Below are 13,078 nucleotides of genomic sequence, written 5' to 3'. Positions count from 1 at the left end.
GTATTCACGTGGTGCCGGCACTGCTCGTGGTTCTCCTTCGGGCCAGGACCATAAGCCTGGCTTCAGGGACTCCACGAAACCGGGATCAGCTCAGTCTCACCCGGCCGCGGAGCCCGTACGCTGCACGGCAACAATGCTGGAGAGCGAACACCCTGGGGGCGAGACATGGAAGATCGTGAGCGGTTCACTCTGCTTCGGATCACTGGCAAGTACGGTGGCAGCGTGGCTGTCGAACTGGATGAATCCGGGGCACCCGGTATACCCGACACCAGCGGCGAGCTGATGGTGCACAACGACTTCGTGGCCGGAATCACCCGCACCTACGTCGAGCCGTACGACCTCACTCCCTGGGAGCATGTGTTGAACGAGGTCGAAGCCGGCCGAGACGCGGTTTGGCGCGAGCGCGCCCGAGTGGCCGAGATCGGCATCCGGCTCGTGGACCGGGAAGATGATCAGGACCAGATCACTGTCACGGTCGCCGACCAGCAGACAACACGGGTGGCCATCAGCCTGGAAGTGAACCGCGGTTGGATCGAAGAACAACGTGCGCTGCTCCATGGAATCCGCAAGGCTTGGAAGCACGTGCACCCGACCGCGTCGCGGTAGCTGCCTCGGTACGGCAGCGGGGTACCGCAGCCCCAGCGACCCACGCCGACTGTGACCGGCGCAAGAGGTGCGCTGGGCCCTCGCCACATCCGCCTTAGAGGTCCTGACAAAGGCGTTGGACGTGGCGGTGGGTGATCAGGCAGGTGGCGAGGCCGGGGAAGGCCTCGTGGATGGCGTCGCGTCGTTCCCCGCGGATGCGCAGCCGGCGGAAGCCGTGCAGCCGGGCGATCGTGCGCTCGACCACGTAGCGGAAGGTACCAAGCCCGGATCCGTGTTGCACACCGCGTTCGGCGATGACCGGCTGGATCCCGCGTCGCCGCAGCAGACGGCGGTACTTGTCGTGGTCGTAGCCGCGGTCCGCGAGGAGTGCGTCCGGCCGACGTCTGGGCCTGCCGACGGCACCGGCCACGGCCGGTACCTTGTCCAGCAGCGGGATCAGCTGGGTGACGTCGCCCGCGGTTGCCGCCGGTCAGCGACACCGCGAGCGGGATGCCCTGTCCGTCGGTGAGGACGTGGTGCTTGCTGCCCGGCCGCGCACGGTCGACCGGGCTGGGACCGCTTTGGGGCCGCGCCGGGCCGCCCGGACATGGGTGGGGGTACCCCCGGCGAAGCCAGGGGGAGAGTCGATCACCGCCCTCGACCAGTCCAGCTTCTTCGCCGACCGCAGCTTCTTCAGCAGCACCAGGTGCAGCTGGTCCCACACGCCGGCCTCGTTCCAGGCGGCCAGGCGCCGCCAGCACGTCATCCCCGAACCGAAGCCGAGCGCTTCCGTCACCTTCCTCGTGCGGCCGGGCGGATGGCGGTCAGGCGCCCTGCAGGGTCGCAAGGACCTCCTTCGCCGTGGTCACGCTGGACTGCGGGTTCTGCCCGGTGATCAGGTTGCCGTCGACGACGACGGTGTCCGACCACGGTGCGCCCGCCCGGAAGTGCGCGCCGCGCTCGCTGAGGCGGTCTTCGACGAGCCACGGAGTGGCATCGCCGAGGCCTCCCTGGTGCTCTTCGTCGTTGGTGAAGCCCGTGAGGCTGCGGCCGGCGAACAGGAAAGTCCCGGCGGCGTCGGTCGCGCTGAGCAGGGCGGCGACGCCGTGGCACAGCGCGGCGACGGTCCGGCCGCGCTGATCGGCCTCGGTGAGCAGTGCGCCCAGCGCGGGGTTGTCCGCCAGGTCGGCCATAGGCGCGTGGCCACCGGGCAGGTAGAACGCGTCGTAGTCGATGGCCTTGACCGAGCCGAGGTCGAGCGGCGCGTCGAGGCTCGCGGCGATCGAGTCCAGGTAGGCGCGGAACTCGGCGCCGTCGGCCGCCTGCACTCCGCCGCGCTCATCCAGCGAGATGGGGTCTACGGTGGGGCGGGCTCCGGCGGGGGTGGCGATGTCCACCTGGTGGCCCGCTTCGACGAGCACCTTGTGGGACGCGGCCACCTCCTCCGCCCAGTAGCCGGTGGGGTGGGCGCTGCCGTCGGCCAGCACCAGAGTGTCTGCGGCCGAGATGACCATAAGGATCTTCGCCATGGCGGGTTGTCCCTCCGAGTTCAGCGTTTGTCGGTCGCCGCCTACTTTCCATCAAAATCCCGTTACTGGTCGGCACGTCTCATAAGAATTCTTATGTATCCTTCTTGCGTGAGCGACCTTGATCTGCTGGCGACTTTCCTGGAGATCTACCGCCGCGGCTCACTGACCGCCGCCGCCGCGGCCCTAAACATCTCCCAGCCCGCCGTCAGTGGTCAGTTGGCGCGTCTCGAAGGCCAGATGAACGCGGTCCTCTTCGAACGCTCCAGGCGCGGAGCCGTCCCGACGCCGCCTGCGCACGAACTCGCTCGGCGCATCGCCTCCCCCCTGGACCAGTTGCGGGGCGCCTTGACCCAGGACGCCGACGGCCAGGCCCATCAGGGCACGGTCCGGCTCGGCGCGGCAGGGGAGCTGACCGCTTCCCGGCTGGTCCCGGCTCTGGCGCCCTTGGTCAGCGGCGGCCTGTCCCTGCACATCACGCTCGGGCTGGCCCAGGACCTGCTGACCGGTCTCGCCGACGGGGAACTGGACCTGGTGGTGTCCTCCGTCCGGCCCTCGGCCGGCAAGCGTGGTCTCACCGCCATGCCGTTCGTCGACGAGGAGTTCGTCCTGGTGGCGACTCCGACGACGGCCCGCTCGGTCGACCGGGACCGGCTGGCCGAGGACCCCCTGGCGGCCCTCGCCCATCTGCCGATCGTGGCCTACAGCCGGGAACTGCCGATCATCCGCCGTTACTGGCGGAGCGAGTTCGGCCGTCGGCCGCCCAACCCGGTCTCGATGATCGTGCCCGACCTGCGGGCCGTGCTGACCGCCGTCATCGCGGGTGTCGGGATCTCTGTACTGCCGCGCTACCTGGCCGACCCCGCACTGGCCGCCGGCTCGCTGGAACTGCTGCACCACACACAGATCCAGCCGCTCAACACCCTCTATCTCGTCACGCGCTCCGGCCCCGCACCGGCATCCATCGCACGGGTGCAGCATCAGCTGCGCCGACAGGCCGAGACCTGGGGACCCCTGTGAAGCGGGCCGGCTCGGTTCGGCTCCTCGCCGCGAGCCACCGGCCGCACACCAGGACGTCCTGATCACCCCGCTCGGCCTTCCCGCTCCGGACGCGGCCTCCGGAGGCCGGACGCCGTCCGGCGTCGGAACGTGGTCGAGTGCCGCCGCCGGCGGTGGCAGGTGGAGACCTGCTGCTTCTCGCTGAAGTCCACCGTCCTCGACGGTCTCCCCGGCAGACGGGCTTCGCGGTCCCGCCGCAGGCCGACGCCGATCGGATCGTCACCGGGAACGGCGTCACCGTGAGTGCACCGGTGACGTCGGCCGGCGCGATGGCCACACCGTCCTGGCGAACCTGACTCCACGGCAGCGGCAACGGCGACGGCGGGTGAAGCCGCGGATGTCGTGCATCCGTTCACGCGACGGTCACGCTCCGGGCCGAGCGGGTCCGGCACGCCCCGGAGCCGGAACTGCCGCCTCGTGCCGCCTGCCCTCTGGCGTGACGCCAGGTCCGCCGCCTACTGGGTCAGGTGGCGCAGTTCGCTGTCGTACAGCTCGTCCGGGTCGAGGCCCATGCCGGTGAAGTGGCCTGCCAACTCCAGGGAGAGGACGCCGTGCAGGCGGGTCCAGAAGCGCAGCGCGCGGCGCAGGGCGGCCGGCGCCGCGGGGTGGTCGGCCGCCCACTGCCGGTGCTCGGCGAGGTGGGCTTCCAGGCGGGCGTCGGGGTGGCCGTCGGACGGGGTGGTCGCGGCTGCGCCGGCCGACTGGGCGGCGTCGAGGAGAGCGCCCATGATCTCTGAGGCGATCATGGTGATGTCGTCGGGTGCGCGGTAGCCGGGGACCGGTGTGCCGTAGACGAGGAAGTAGCGCTGGGGGTCCTCCCGGGCCCAGGCGCGCAGCGCGCGTCCCAGTCCGGCCAGATCCGCACCCGACGCGGCGGCGGTGCGGATGGTGTCGGCGAGGCTGTGGTAGGCGTCGCGGATCAGTTCGGTGATGAGGTCGTCCCGGCTGGAGAAGTACCGGTAGAGCGCGGGGCCGCTCATGCCCATCTGCTTGGCGATGGCGTTCAGTGACAGTCCCGGTGCGCCGGCGGCGGCGATCTGCTCCCAGGCGCGCTCCTTGATCTCGGCCCGTAGCTGGGCCCGGTAACGCTCGCGTGGTGTCTCTTTGCCCGCGACGGTCATGGTGGATGTCCCTTCCCTCTGGTGTGGTCGCCGGCTGCCGGGAGCCGGGCGAGCCGCTCGGCACAGCTCTCTGTTAGACCCTATTACGAACGCTCTTGACTGTCACACGAATGGTCGGTTATAACTTCTCACGAAAGCACCAGGGGATAACGGTCCCTGGTGGGAAGTCGATGGAGGTCGTCATGAACGCTGAAGCGATGGTCGAGGTCGTGCTGCCGGGCAAGGTCGAGCCGGAGGACCTTCAGATGCGGCAAGGGCCCATCCCGACCGCCGGCCCGGGCCAGGTCGTCGTACGGATGGAGGCGACCGGGGTCTCCTTCGCCGAGCAGCAGATGCGCCGCGGTCGCTACTACGACCAGCCTCCCTTCCCGTTCGTCCCCGGCTACGACGTGGTCGGCACCGTTTCGGCGACCGGGGACGGTGTCGCCGCGAATCTGGTCGGAACCCGGGTGGCCGCACTGCTGAAGGTCGGCGGCTGGGCCAGCCACGTGGTCGTCGACGCCGCCGATGTGGTGCCGGTGCCGGAGGGGATCGGCGCGGCGCAGGCGGAGACCGTGGTGATCAACGGCATCACGGCCTGGCAGATGCTGCACCGCAAGGCCCGCGTCCGCGCCGGGCAGACCGTCCTGGTGCACGGCGCCAACGGGGGAGTCGGCTCGGTCTTGGTCCAGCTCGCCCACGCCGCCGGCGCGAAGGTGATCGGCACCGCCTCCGCACGCCACCACGCCGCCCTGCGTGCCCAGGGAGTGACGCCGATCGACTACCGCACCGAGAACATCCCCGCCCGTGTCCGCGAACTCGCCCCGGACGGTGTGGACGCCGTCTTCGACCACGTCGGCGGTCGCAGCGTCACCGACTCCTGGCACCTGCTCGCCCCCGGCGGCACGCTCGTCTCCTACGGCAGCGCCTCCACCCGCGACGACGAGGGCTCCAAGCAGTGGCCCGTCCTGAAGTTGCTGGGCCGCGTCTGGCTGTGGAACATCCTGCCCAACCGCCGCCACGCCTACTTCTTCAACGTCTGGGCCGGCCGGGCCCTGAATCGCAGCCGTTTCCGGACCCGGCTGCGCACCGACCTCACCGAGGTGTTCGAAGCGTTGCGGCGAGGCGAGATCACCGCCCGGATCGCGGCCGAACTGCCTCTCAGCCAGGCCGCCGAGGCGATGCGGCTGGCCGAGTCCGGCACCGTTGCCGGAAAGGTCGTCCTGCACGCCTGACGCATCACGCAGGAGCCGCCGCCCCGCACTCCCCGGCGGTCGCAGCGTCCCCGCGCCCGCCGCACCGTCCCGCATCCCCTCCGCGCCGCGTCACGGCGCGCACACCACCAGGAGAACCCCGCCATGCCCAGGCCCGGACTGCGGACCTACATCCGGCGCACTCTGACCGCCGCTCTCGTCGCCACGGCCACCCTCACCACCCCGGCGCTCGCCGCCCCGGCGCAGCCCCAGAAGGCCGCCCCCGCGAGCCGGATCAACTGGAGCGCCTGCTCCGACGCGGAGTTCGAAGGGATGCAGTGCGGAACGCTGCGGGTCCCGGTCGACTACGCCCACCCGCGTGCCGGCAGCCTCAGCCTCGCCCTGGTCCGCCGCCCCGCAGACGACCGGGCCCACCGTCAGGGCACCCTCCTGCTCAACGACGGAGCCGGCGGGTCATCGATCGAACAGCTCCGCCTGGCGATGCGCATCGGTTTCCCCTCCTTCGCCGGCGCCATGAGCCGCAACTTCGACCTGGTCGCCGTCGACCCGCGCGGAGTCGGCCACAGCACCCCGGTCCGCTGCACCACGCCCCTCAAACCGGCCGGCGTCACCCACTTCCCGCGCACCCGGCAGCAGTTCGACACGCTCATCGCCCACAACCGCGCCTTCGCCGAGAACTGCCTGCGCGAGAACGGCCCCCTGATCGCCCACACCGACCTGACCAGCACCGCACGCGACTTCGAAGCCGTCCGCACCGGCCTGGGCGAGAAGCAGCTGAACTGGTACGGCATCCACTACAGCACCCTGCTCGGACGCACCTATGCCGGCCTGCACCCCGGCCGACTGCGCACCATGGTCCTCGACACCGCACTGGACGACACCACCACACCCACCGAACGCATCCGCCGCGAAGCAGCAACAGCCGAAGAGGCGTTCGGCCGCTTCACCACGTGGTGCGCCGCCTCGACGGACTGCGCCCTGCACGGCAAGGACGCCGCGGTCGAGTACGACGCCCTCGTCGCCCGCGCCGACCGCACCCCGATCCCCACCGCCGACGGCAGCCGGACACTGACCGGCGAGGACATCCGCGCCGCCACCCAGGACTACCTGACCCTCTCGGGGGTCACCTGGCCCGCCCTCGCCCAGGCCGTCGTCAAGGCCCAGGCCGGCGACGCGAGCGACTTCACCTACGAGCCTGACGACACCCTCGACCCCGTCCAGGTCCAGGTCCCCGCCTGCCTGGACACCGCACGCCCGGTGACGACGTTCGACCAGCTCACCAAGTTGCGCGACGACCTGGCACGGATCTCCCCGCACCTGGGCGGCGCCGTGCGCTCCTGGACCGCCCTCACCGGCTGCCTCGGCTGGCCGATCCCCGCCCGCCCCGTCGCGGCCGGCACCCCCGTGCACGGCGCGCCCCCCGCGCTGATCGTGCAGTCCACCCACCAGGCGCTCGCCCCGCACAGCGCGGGGGTTGCCATGGCGGCCCAACTGCCCGGCAGCGTCGTTCTCAGCCGCGAGGGTGACGACTACAGCATGTTCCTGCTCTCCCAGTGCGTACGCGACGCCACCAACCGCTACCTGACCACCCGCATCCTGCCCGCGCCTGGCACCACCTGCACCGACTGACACTCCGGCTCGACCCGCACCGACTGACACCACCCTTCGTCCCAACGACTTGTGAGGAACCGTCATGAACATCGCCGTACGCAACCGGATGCGGCTCATTGCTCCCGCGGCCCTGGCCGCCCTGACCGTCGGCGCCACGACGGCCGCCGCCCACACCTCGACCGTCACCCCGGCCGCCCACTCGGTCACCTCGCAGCACCACCGGCCGGCCGCGAAGAACCCGAAGAGCATGCTCGACACATGGCTGCGCCTGTGGAACGGCGACTACACCCAGGCGCCGGACATCATCTCGCCGGACTTCAAGGTCCACGCCGCCCTCCTGGACGGAGGCGACGGCAGCAGCGTCCGCGGCGCCGACGGCCTGGTGGCCTGGATCTCCCAGACCCGCGCCGCCTTCCCCGACCTGCGCTTCACCCTCCAGATCGACCCCCTGGTCGCCGGACACCGCGCCTCCGTGCGCTGGACGGCCACCGGAACCTACGCCGGCGGCTTCCCCGGAGCCACGGCCCAGCCCGGCACGACCGTCACCTTCACCGGCACCGACACCCTGCGCATCAAGGACGGCAAGTTCGTCGAGTACTGGCTCAACTCCGACACCCTCCAGCTCCTCAACCAGCTCCACGCCCGGTAAACACCGACCCCCACCACCCGCCGCCCTCACCGAGCACATGACCGGTGAGGGCGGCCGACCGCTGCGTGGCGGGTGGTGCAGACCGCTCCGGCCCACTCGAACACGGCCCGCTGAGGCATGAGGAGCGTCCGTGAGACGGAACGCGGGGCGGCGTACGAGGAACGCCGGGGAAGCAGAGCGCTGGGCGCTGGGGATCAGCTTGTGGGCCGCGTGACGGGCGGCTGCCGCCACGGTTCTTCGCGTTCTCGCCGCGAGTTCTCGGGGCAGGCGCGGTGAGTGCCGCGCCGGTGACGGACGTAGGCGAAGCCGGTGACCGGAGCCTCCTCCTGAGCGGTGGACACGCTGATACCGGATCTGCTTGATCCGCCGGGTGCCGGCCGGGAGGACACCGGCCCGGACCGGACCGGAAATGCGGAGGCGACATCACCTACCCGCCTCTGGCGGACGGGGAGTTCCTCTGCCCGGCGACGGTGCGGGACCGCTTCGGCCGGAAGGTCGTCGGCTGGTCCGTCGCCGGCCTCTGCGACCAGCTGAAGGCCACCGTCACGCCGAACCGACGCGGGCCGCGGGCCGTAGCAACGGGACGAGCCGTGTTTCGTTTCAGGCCGGCCCGTCCATTCAGCAACAGCCCGTCTCGGGCGGAAAGCAGTCTTCACGCATACCACCCTCAGCACCCTCATGGCTGTCGTCATCGTCATCGCTCTGGGTGCCACCGCCCTCGCCAGAGGCCGGTGGTCCGGCCCCTGGTGGCTGGTGTTGATCGGCGCGGTGGTGGCCTGCCCCTTCTCGCACACCTTGCTGGACCGCGTCTCCGACGCTCCGGGCGGCCGGCTCCGCTGGGCTTTCCAGACAGCCTGCGGCATGCTGCTGGCCGTGCTCGTCGCCCCCTTCACCACCGGTTCCGCAAGCCGAACGGCGTCGGCCCCGTTCCCCGTTGAGGCTCAGCCGAGGTGGCCGCGGACAGCCAGGACACGCCTCAGCGCACGCATCGCGTGATACTTCCGGGGTCTCTCGGTGCCGGGCGGCACACCGATGAGTTCCGAGACCCGGAGCACGTTGTGCCCCTCGGTGTACATCCCCCGGAGGACCACCAGCTGTTGCTCGGGCAGGTACTCCAACGCCTCCCTGACGACTTGGGCGGTCAACGACCGGCCCGTGGTGTTCAGGTGTCGGGAATCCTCGGCATCCACCGCCCGGCCGCGGGTGTCGCGCGCGAACAGCCGGGCACACGCGCGGGGTTCGGCCGACCGCCTCTTGCTCAGGCGACTCTCCCGGTCCCTTGTGGTGATGCGACTTCCGCCCGCTTCCTTCTCCATCGGTCCGAGAGGCCCATCCGGTTCACACCGTGGAAAGCACATGCCCGGCGGCCCACACCACCGGCCGTGAGCCGCCGCCGGTCAACGGCTCTTCCTGGTCGTGCTGTGAACGCGGCCCGGAAGGCGTGGAAGTCGTTGGTGACGACCGCGCAGCGGTAGCCGCTGCCGCGCTCGTCCATGAGTGCCTTGCTGTTGCGGAGGTTCTCCTCGGTGGTGGCGGACTCCGCCTCGCGCAGCAGGTTCTCGGCCGGTATCCCGCGTGCGGCGAGGTAGTCGGCCATCGCGTGTGCCTCGGGGACGGTCTCGTCCGGTCCCTGCCCGCCGGACATGATCAGCACGGGCAGGCCGCCCCGGGCCAGTTCGGTCTCGAGAAGTGCGTGTGCCCGGTCCAGCCGGGAGGCGAGCAGCGGCGGCACCCGGTCGCCGCCGATCAGGCCGGAGCCGAGGACGACGATGTAGTCGAGGCCGGACGGCACGGCCGGCCGGCTGTAGGCGTAGCCGTACACGGTGAAGCAGACGAAGAGGAAGGCGAAGTAGGAGGTGAGGAGTGCCGCGATGACGACGGCGGCGGTCAGCGAGCGCAGACCGGTCGCGAACGTCACCACGGTCAGCAGCAGGAGGGACAGGAGTCCGAGGCCCGCGGCGAGGGCCAGGAGGTTGGCCGGGCGGCTGCCCTCCTTGCGTGCCATCCGCACGCCGTTGCCGATCAGCAGGCAGCAGACCAGCAGCACGGCCAGGATCTCCAGGACGGGGCTGGCCAGTCCGGTGTCGTCCAGCCCTCGGTGCAGGACCAGCAGGCCGGGTCCGTGGGCGAGCGCCATCAGCATGAGGAAGACGCCGAGCAGCACGGCGTTGGCGAAGCGCCTCGCCTCGACGACGACACCGATGACGAACAGCAGCAGCACGACGGCCGCCAGTACCTGGATCAGCACCCAGGACTTCCTCGGTGGGCCGGGGCCGTACCGGCCCCGGCAGGATGGGAGACGGAGCCGTCAGATGGTTGCCCAGAGCTGCTTGTCGCCGTAATTGTCGAAGTGGAAACTGACGGTCCCGGTGTTCCAGCCGGCGAGCCTGAACTCCGAATCCACGGGGCCGATCTTGATGCGATTTCCACCCCGTGAGCCCCAGCCGATGAGCTGGCCGTAGTCTTCGACGCTGCACGGGGAGAGGTAGACCTCGGTGGTCATCTTGTCGTAGTTATGGTCCAGGCACATGCCCGTGGCCACGTGCACCAGCATCGGGCTCTCAGCGCCGGGCGGCGTCGTGCTGTTGTGGCGGAAGATCTCCATCCACTTGGCGTTGGCGTCACAGGGACCCTGGCGGACGGTGCGGTCGGCGTGTCCGGACAGGCACCGGCCGCTGGCGACGTTCTGCACGGTGTACTGCTGCTCCGCGTGTGCGGGCGTTGCCGTCAGGAAGGTGGAGAAGGCGGCGCTTGCCAGAGCGGTTCCCAGCAGTGTGCTGAGCTTTCTCTTCATGGTGACTGACTCCCTGTCTCGGTGTTCTTCACCGCCTTCAACGGTGAGCCGGACGGTCCGGTTCGACCGGCGTGGTCTTCTGTCTTCAAGACCGCGTCGGTGAACGACATGCCCTGGACCACCGTTGTCCCGGATGACACAGGCACCACCCCATGCACACACCTGGAGAACCATCATGAGTACTGTCACCACGTCCGCCGCCGTCGGAGCGCTCGTCCCGGTCGAGGTCCACTTCGACGAACTGGACGCCATGGGGCTGCTGCACAACAGCCGCTACCAGGTGCTGGTCGAACGTGCCTGGACCGCCTTCTGGTCCGCGCAGGGATTCGGCGGCTCGAACGGGCTGGAGAACGACGCCTTCAACGTCGTCAAAGCCTTCACCGTCACCTACGACGCCCCCATGTCCGCGCCGGGAACCTACGCCGTCAACCTGTGGATCGACCGTCTCGGCACCACCTCGGCCACGGCCGGTTACCGGGTGTGCTCCTCCGACGGTGGGACGACGTACGCGCACGGCACCCGCACCGCCGTCCGCCTCGACCCGAACACCTTCCTGCCCACCCCGTGGTCCGACCGCGCCCGTGACGTCGCGCGCACGATCACGGCGCCGCGGAAGGACTGAGACCACCCGTGACCGCCCTCCCCGCCCGACGCACCTTGGGCGCGGCGGCCGTTCGGGGCACAATGAGGACGCCGCCGTAGTCCTGTCGCGCGACGGCGCGTCGACACACCGTTTCCGGGAGGCCCTGGGTGGACTGCGTGGATGCTCGCCAAGATATTGCGCCGGGGCTGTTCGGTGCTCTGGACGAGACCGATCGCTCGGCGCTGGCAGAACACCTGGAGCGGTGCGGGTCCTGCCGCACCGAGCACGAGGAACTCGCCGAGCTGCTGCCGTTGCTCGAACTGGTGCAGTTCTCGGGACTGGGCGGAGCACCGGTCCCGCATCCGCCCCTGCCGGATCCACAGCGTGCCGTCGAAGCCGTGCGCGCCGAGGCGGCGCGGCCTTCGAACAGCACACGCGGCGGATCGATGTCGAGGGTGAGCGGTGGGAGGCCCGGGCGGACCGGACTGTGGGCAAAGGACGGCCTGTCTGATCACCCGGCGGGCACCGGCAACACCCGTTCGTCCATCGCTCGCCGCCGCGGGCGACCGGGCTGAGCCCCCCGCGGTCCAGGTGCTCGGTGCGGTGGTGCGGGGGCTCACGCGCGGCCTCGTTGCCGTGCCGGGCCCCTCACTCCTGGGGCGCGGCCTCTCCCGAGGGAACACCCGGGCGCCTCACGACCGGATGCCGCGGTTGTTCAGGGCCAGTTTGAGCGCCTGCACCGCGTAATACGTACGCGATTTGACGGTCCCCTGGGCGATCCCGAGCGCCTCCGCCGTCTCGGCAACGCTGTGACCCTGGAAATACGTGTGGTGCAGGATCTGCCGTTGCTGAGGTGTCAGGTCGTCCAGGGCGTCGTGAACGACCTGACGCATGAGAGTCCGTTCGATGTCATCGTCGACGGGTATGACGAGGCCGTCGGTCGAGCATGAGCTGACGGGACGGATGAGGCGCGCCCGATGGTCGTCGATCACCAGGTTGCGCACGACGGTGAAGAGCCACGGCCGGACTCCGTCCTCCCCTGATGTTCCCGCAGGCCGATGTGCCGCCAGGCGCGGATCGCGGCTTCCTGGAGGATGTCCTCGGCCCGGAGCCGGTCACCGCCCAGCAGGCGTGCCGCGAAGCGTATGAGCGCGCTGCCGTGCTCGTCGTAGACCAGGCGGACGAAGCGCTCGCTGTCCGTGTCGCCGGCCTCGGAAAGCGTCCGCCGCCGCTCGCGCGGCGGTTCGCCCGTCCCCGCGGCGGAAGCGCCCTGCCGGATCTTCTCGGCTTGCTCCATCATGCTGGTGGCCTCCATGTCCTGTCCCGACCGATGTCCACCGCATCCGTCGTCGGTGGCATCGCCAGCGTGGGGAGGGCGTCTTGGCGAAGTCTTGCCGCCGTCTTGTCGGAGCATCACTCCGCACGGACATGCGCCGCGTACGGCCGTGGGCCCTTCGTCCCGCTGCAACGGTGGGCCGGGACATCCGGTTCGGTTACCGCCGGATGAACCGACGCCGGCGACTCCTCGTGGAAGAGGTGTACGCGCCGCTTTCTGCCGGCCGGGGAGCCGGTGAGGTGCCGGCCGCCGGGTGAGCGGAAGCGAAGAGACACTGAGCAGCACCGGGCTGGTGATGAGCAGCGTACGGACTGTCGAGTGAGCACATGAGTGGGTGAGGGTGGCACCGATGCGAGAGAGGTGCCACCGTGGAGTTTCGTTCGTTGGGCCCTCTGGAAGTGCGGCGGGACAGCGAGGTAGTGGGCCTGGGGCCGCCCATGCGGCGCGCTCTGCTCCTGCGTCTGCTTCTGGGGAACGGTCACACCGTCGGAGTCGAACGGCTCTGCGACGACCTGTGGAACGGCCGCCCCGTTATGTTCTTCACGGTCCTGCAAGAGGGCCGCTGGCCTCCGGGCTCGGCATGACTGTTGCCCCCTGTCGAAGGGATGACCTGGGGGGTGG

14 protein-coding genes and 1 pseudogene are annotated in these 13,078 nt (G+C 70.3%); 8 read left to right on the top strand and 7 right to left on the bottom strand.

From position 1 onward, the window contains the following. Nucleotides 1-165: 165 nt before the first annotated feature. On the top strand, nt 166-606 hold the full coding sequence (locus ACIRFH_RS35955) for a DUF5959 family protein (RefSeq protein ID WP_403530607.1): 441 nt from the start codon (nt 166-168) through the stop codon (nt 604-606). A gap of 94 nt (nt 607-700) precedes the next feature. Here the strand turns inward: ACIRFH_RS35955 and ACIRFH_RS35950 are convergent. Continuing rightward, nucleotides 701-1,369, bottom strand: a pseudogene (locus ACIRFH_RS35950) (IS5 family transposase); the annotation flags it as partial. Between the two features lie 40 nt (nt 1,370-1,409). Next, entirely contained in the window at nt 1,410-2,114 is a 705-nt protein-coding gene (locus tag ACIRFH_RS35945; RefSeq protein ID WP_403530604.1) for a type 1 glutamine amidotransferase domain-containing protein, read from the bottom strand. A 108-nt stretch (nt 2,115-2,222) separates the two neighbouring features. Here ACIRFH_RS35945 and ACIRFH_RS35940 point away from each other — a divergent pair, with 108 nt between their 5' ends. Continuing rightward, a complete protein-coding gene (locus ACIRFH_RS35940; protein WP_403530601.1) occupies nt 2,223-3,131 on the top strand; it encodes a LysR family transcriptional regulator in 909 nt (302 codons plus the stop codon). Between the two features lie 494 nt (nt 3,132-3,625). Here ACIRFH_RS35940 and ACIRFH_RS35935 read toward each other — a convergent pair whose 3' ends face one another. Continuing rightward, nucleotides 3,626-4,291, bottom strand: a complete 666-nt coding sequence (locus ACIRFH_RS35935; protein WP_403530598.1) for a TetR/AcrR family transcriptional regulator — start codon at nt 4,289-4,291, stop codon at nt 3,626-3,628. A 182-nt stretch (nt 4,292-4,473) separates the two neighbouring features. On the opposite strand from ACIRFH_RS35935, the gene ACIRFH_RS35930 reads away from it, so the two are divergent. The 4 genes from ACIRFH_RS35930 (at nt 4,474) to ACIRFH_RS35915 (ending at nt 8,740) form a co-directional block, all read left to right on the top strand. Further along, nucleotides 4,474-5,505, top strand: coding sequence for a medium chain dehydrogenase/reductase family protein (locus ACIRFH_RS35930; protein ID WP_403530595.1), 1,032 nt, complete (start codon nt 4,474-4,476; stop codon nt 5,503-5,505). 123 nt (nt 5,506-5,628) lie between these two features. Beyond that, a complete protein-coding gene (locus ACIRFH_RS35925) occupies nt 5,629-7,113 on the top strand; it encodes an alpha/beta fold hydrolase (protein ID WP_403530593.1) in 1,485 nt (494 codons plus the stop codon). A 64-nt stretch (nt 7,114-7,177) separates the two neighbouring features. Then, a complete protein-coding gene (locus ACIRFH_RS35920; RefSeq protein WP_403530591.1) occupies nt 7,178-7,744 on the top strand; it encodes an ester cyclase in 567 nt (188 codons plus the stop codon). A gap of 678 nt (nt 7,745-8,422) precedes the next feature. Continuing rightward, a complete protein-coding gene (locus ACIRFH_RS35915; RefSeq protein WP_403530588.1) occupies nt 8,423-8,740 on the top strand; it encodes a hypothetical protein in 318 nt (105 codons plus the stop codon). A gap of 262 nt (nt 8,741-9,002) precedes the next feature. Here ACIRFH_RS35915 and ACIRFH_RS35910 read toward each other — a convergent pair whose 3' ends face one another. Together ACIRFH_RS35910 and ACIRFH_RS35905 are read right to left on the bottom strand one after the other, a co-directional pair. Then, nucleotides 9,003-9,992, bottom strand: coding sequence for a YdcF family protein (locus ACIRFH_RS35910; RefSeq protein ID WP_403530585.1), 990 nt, complete (start codon nt 9,990-9,992; stop codon nt 9,003-9,005). A gap of 60 nt (nt 9,993-10,052) precedes the next feature. After that, nucleotides 10,053-10,538, bottom strand: a complete 486-nt coding sequence (locus ACIRFH_RS35905; RefSeq protein ID WP_403530582.1) for a hypothetical protein — start codon at nt 10,536-10,538, stop codon at nt 10,053-10,055. Nucleotides 10,539-10,713: 175 nt separating this feature from the next. Here ACIRFH_RS35905 and ACIRFH_RS35900 point away from each other — a divergent pair, with 175 nt between their 5' ends. Continuing rightward, entirely contained in the window at nt 10,714-11,160 is a 447-nt protein-coding gene (locus tag ACIRFH_RS35900) for an acyl-CoA thioesterase (protein WP_403530580.1), read from the top strand. A 128-nt stretch (nt 11,161-11,288) separates the two neighbouring features. Beyond that, nucleotides 11,289-11,696 (top strand): zf-HC2 domain-containing protein, encoded by a 408-nt coding sequence (locus ACIRFH_RS35895; RefSeq protein WP_403530577.1) that lies wholly within the window; start codon nt 11,289-11,291, stop codon nt 11,694-11,696. Between the two features lie 117 nt (nt 11,697-11,813). Here the strand turns inward: ACIRFH_RS35895 and ACIRFH_RS35890 are convergent, their stop codons facing one another. Both ACIRFH_RS35890 and ACIRFH_RS35885 read right to left on the bottom strand, forming a co-directional pair. Next, a complete protein-coding gene (locus tag ACIRFH_RS35890; RefSeq protein ID WP_403530574.1) occupies nt 11,814-12,125 on the bottom strand; it encodes a sigma-70 family RNA polymerase sigma factor in 312 nt (103 codons plus the stop codon). Further along, complete coding sequence (locus tag ACIRFH_RS35885) at nt 12,110-12,436, bottom strand: sigma factor (RefSeq protein WP_403530572.1); 327 nt, start codon at nt 12,434-12,436, stop codon at nt 12,110-12,112. Before ACIRFH_RS35885 ends, ACIRFH_RS35890 begins: the two co-directional genes overlap by 16 nt. Nucleotides 12,437-13,078 lie beyond the last annotated feature (642 nt).

Source organism: Streptomyces sp. NPDC093586 (assembly GCF_044764905.1).
In the GTDB taxonomy this organism is placed as follows: Bacteria; Actinomycetota; Actinomycetes; order Streptomycetales; family Streptomycetaceae; genus Streptomyces.
Note: the sequence above shows the minus strand (reverse complement) of the source record. Positions and strands in the feature narration are given on the sequence as shown.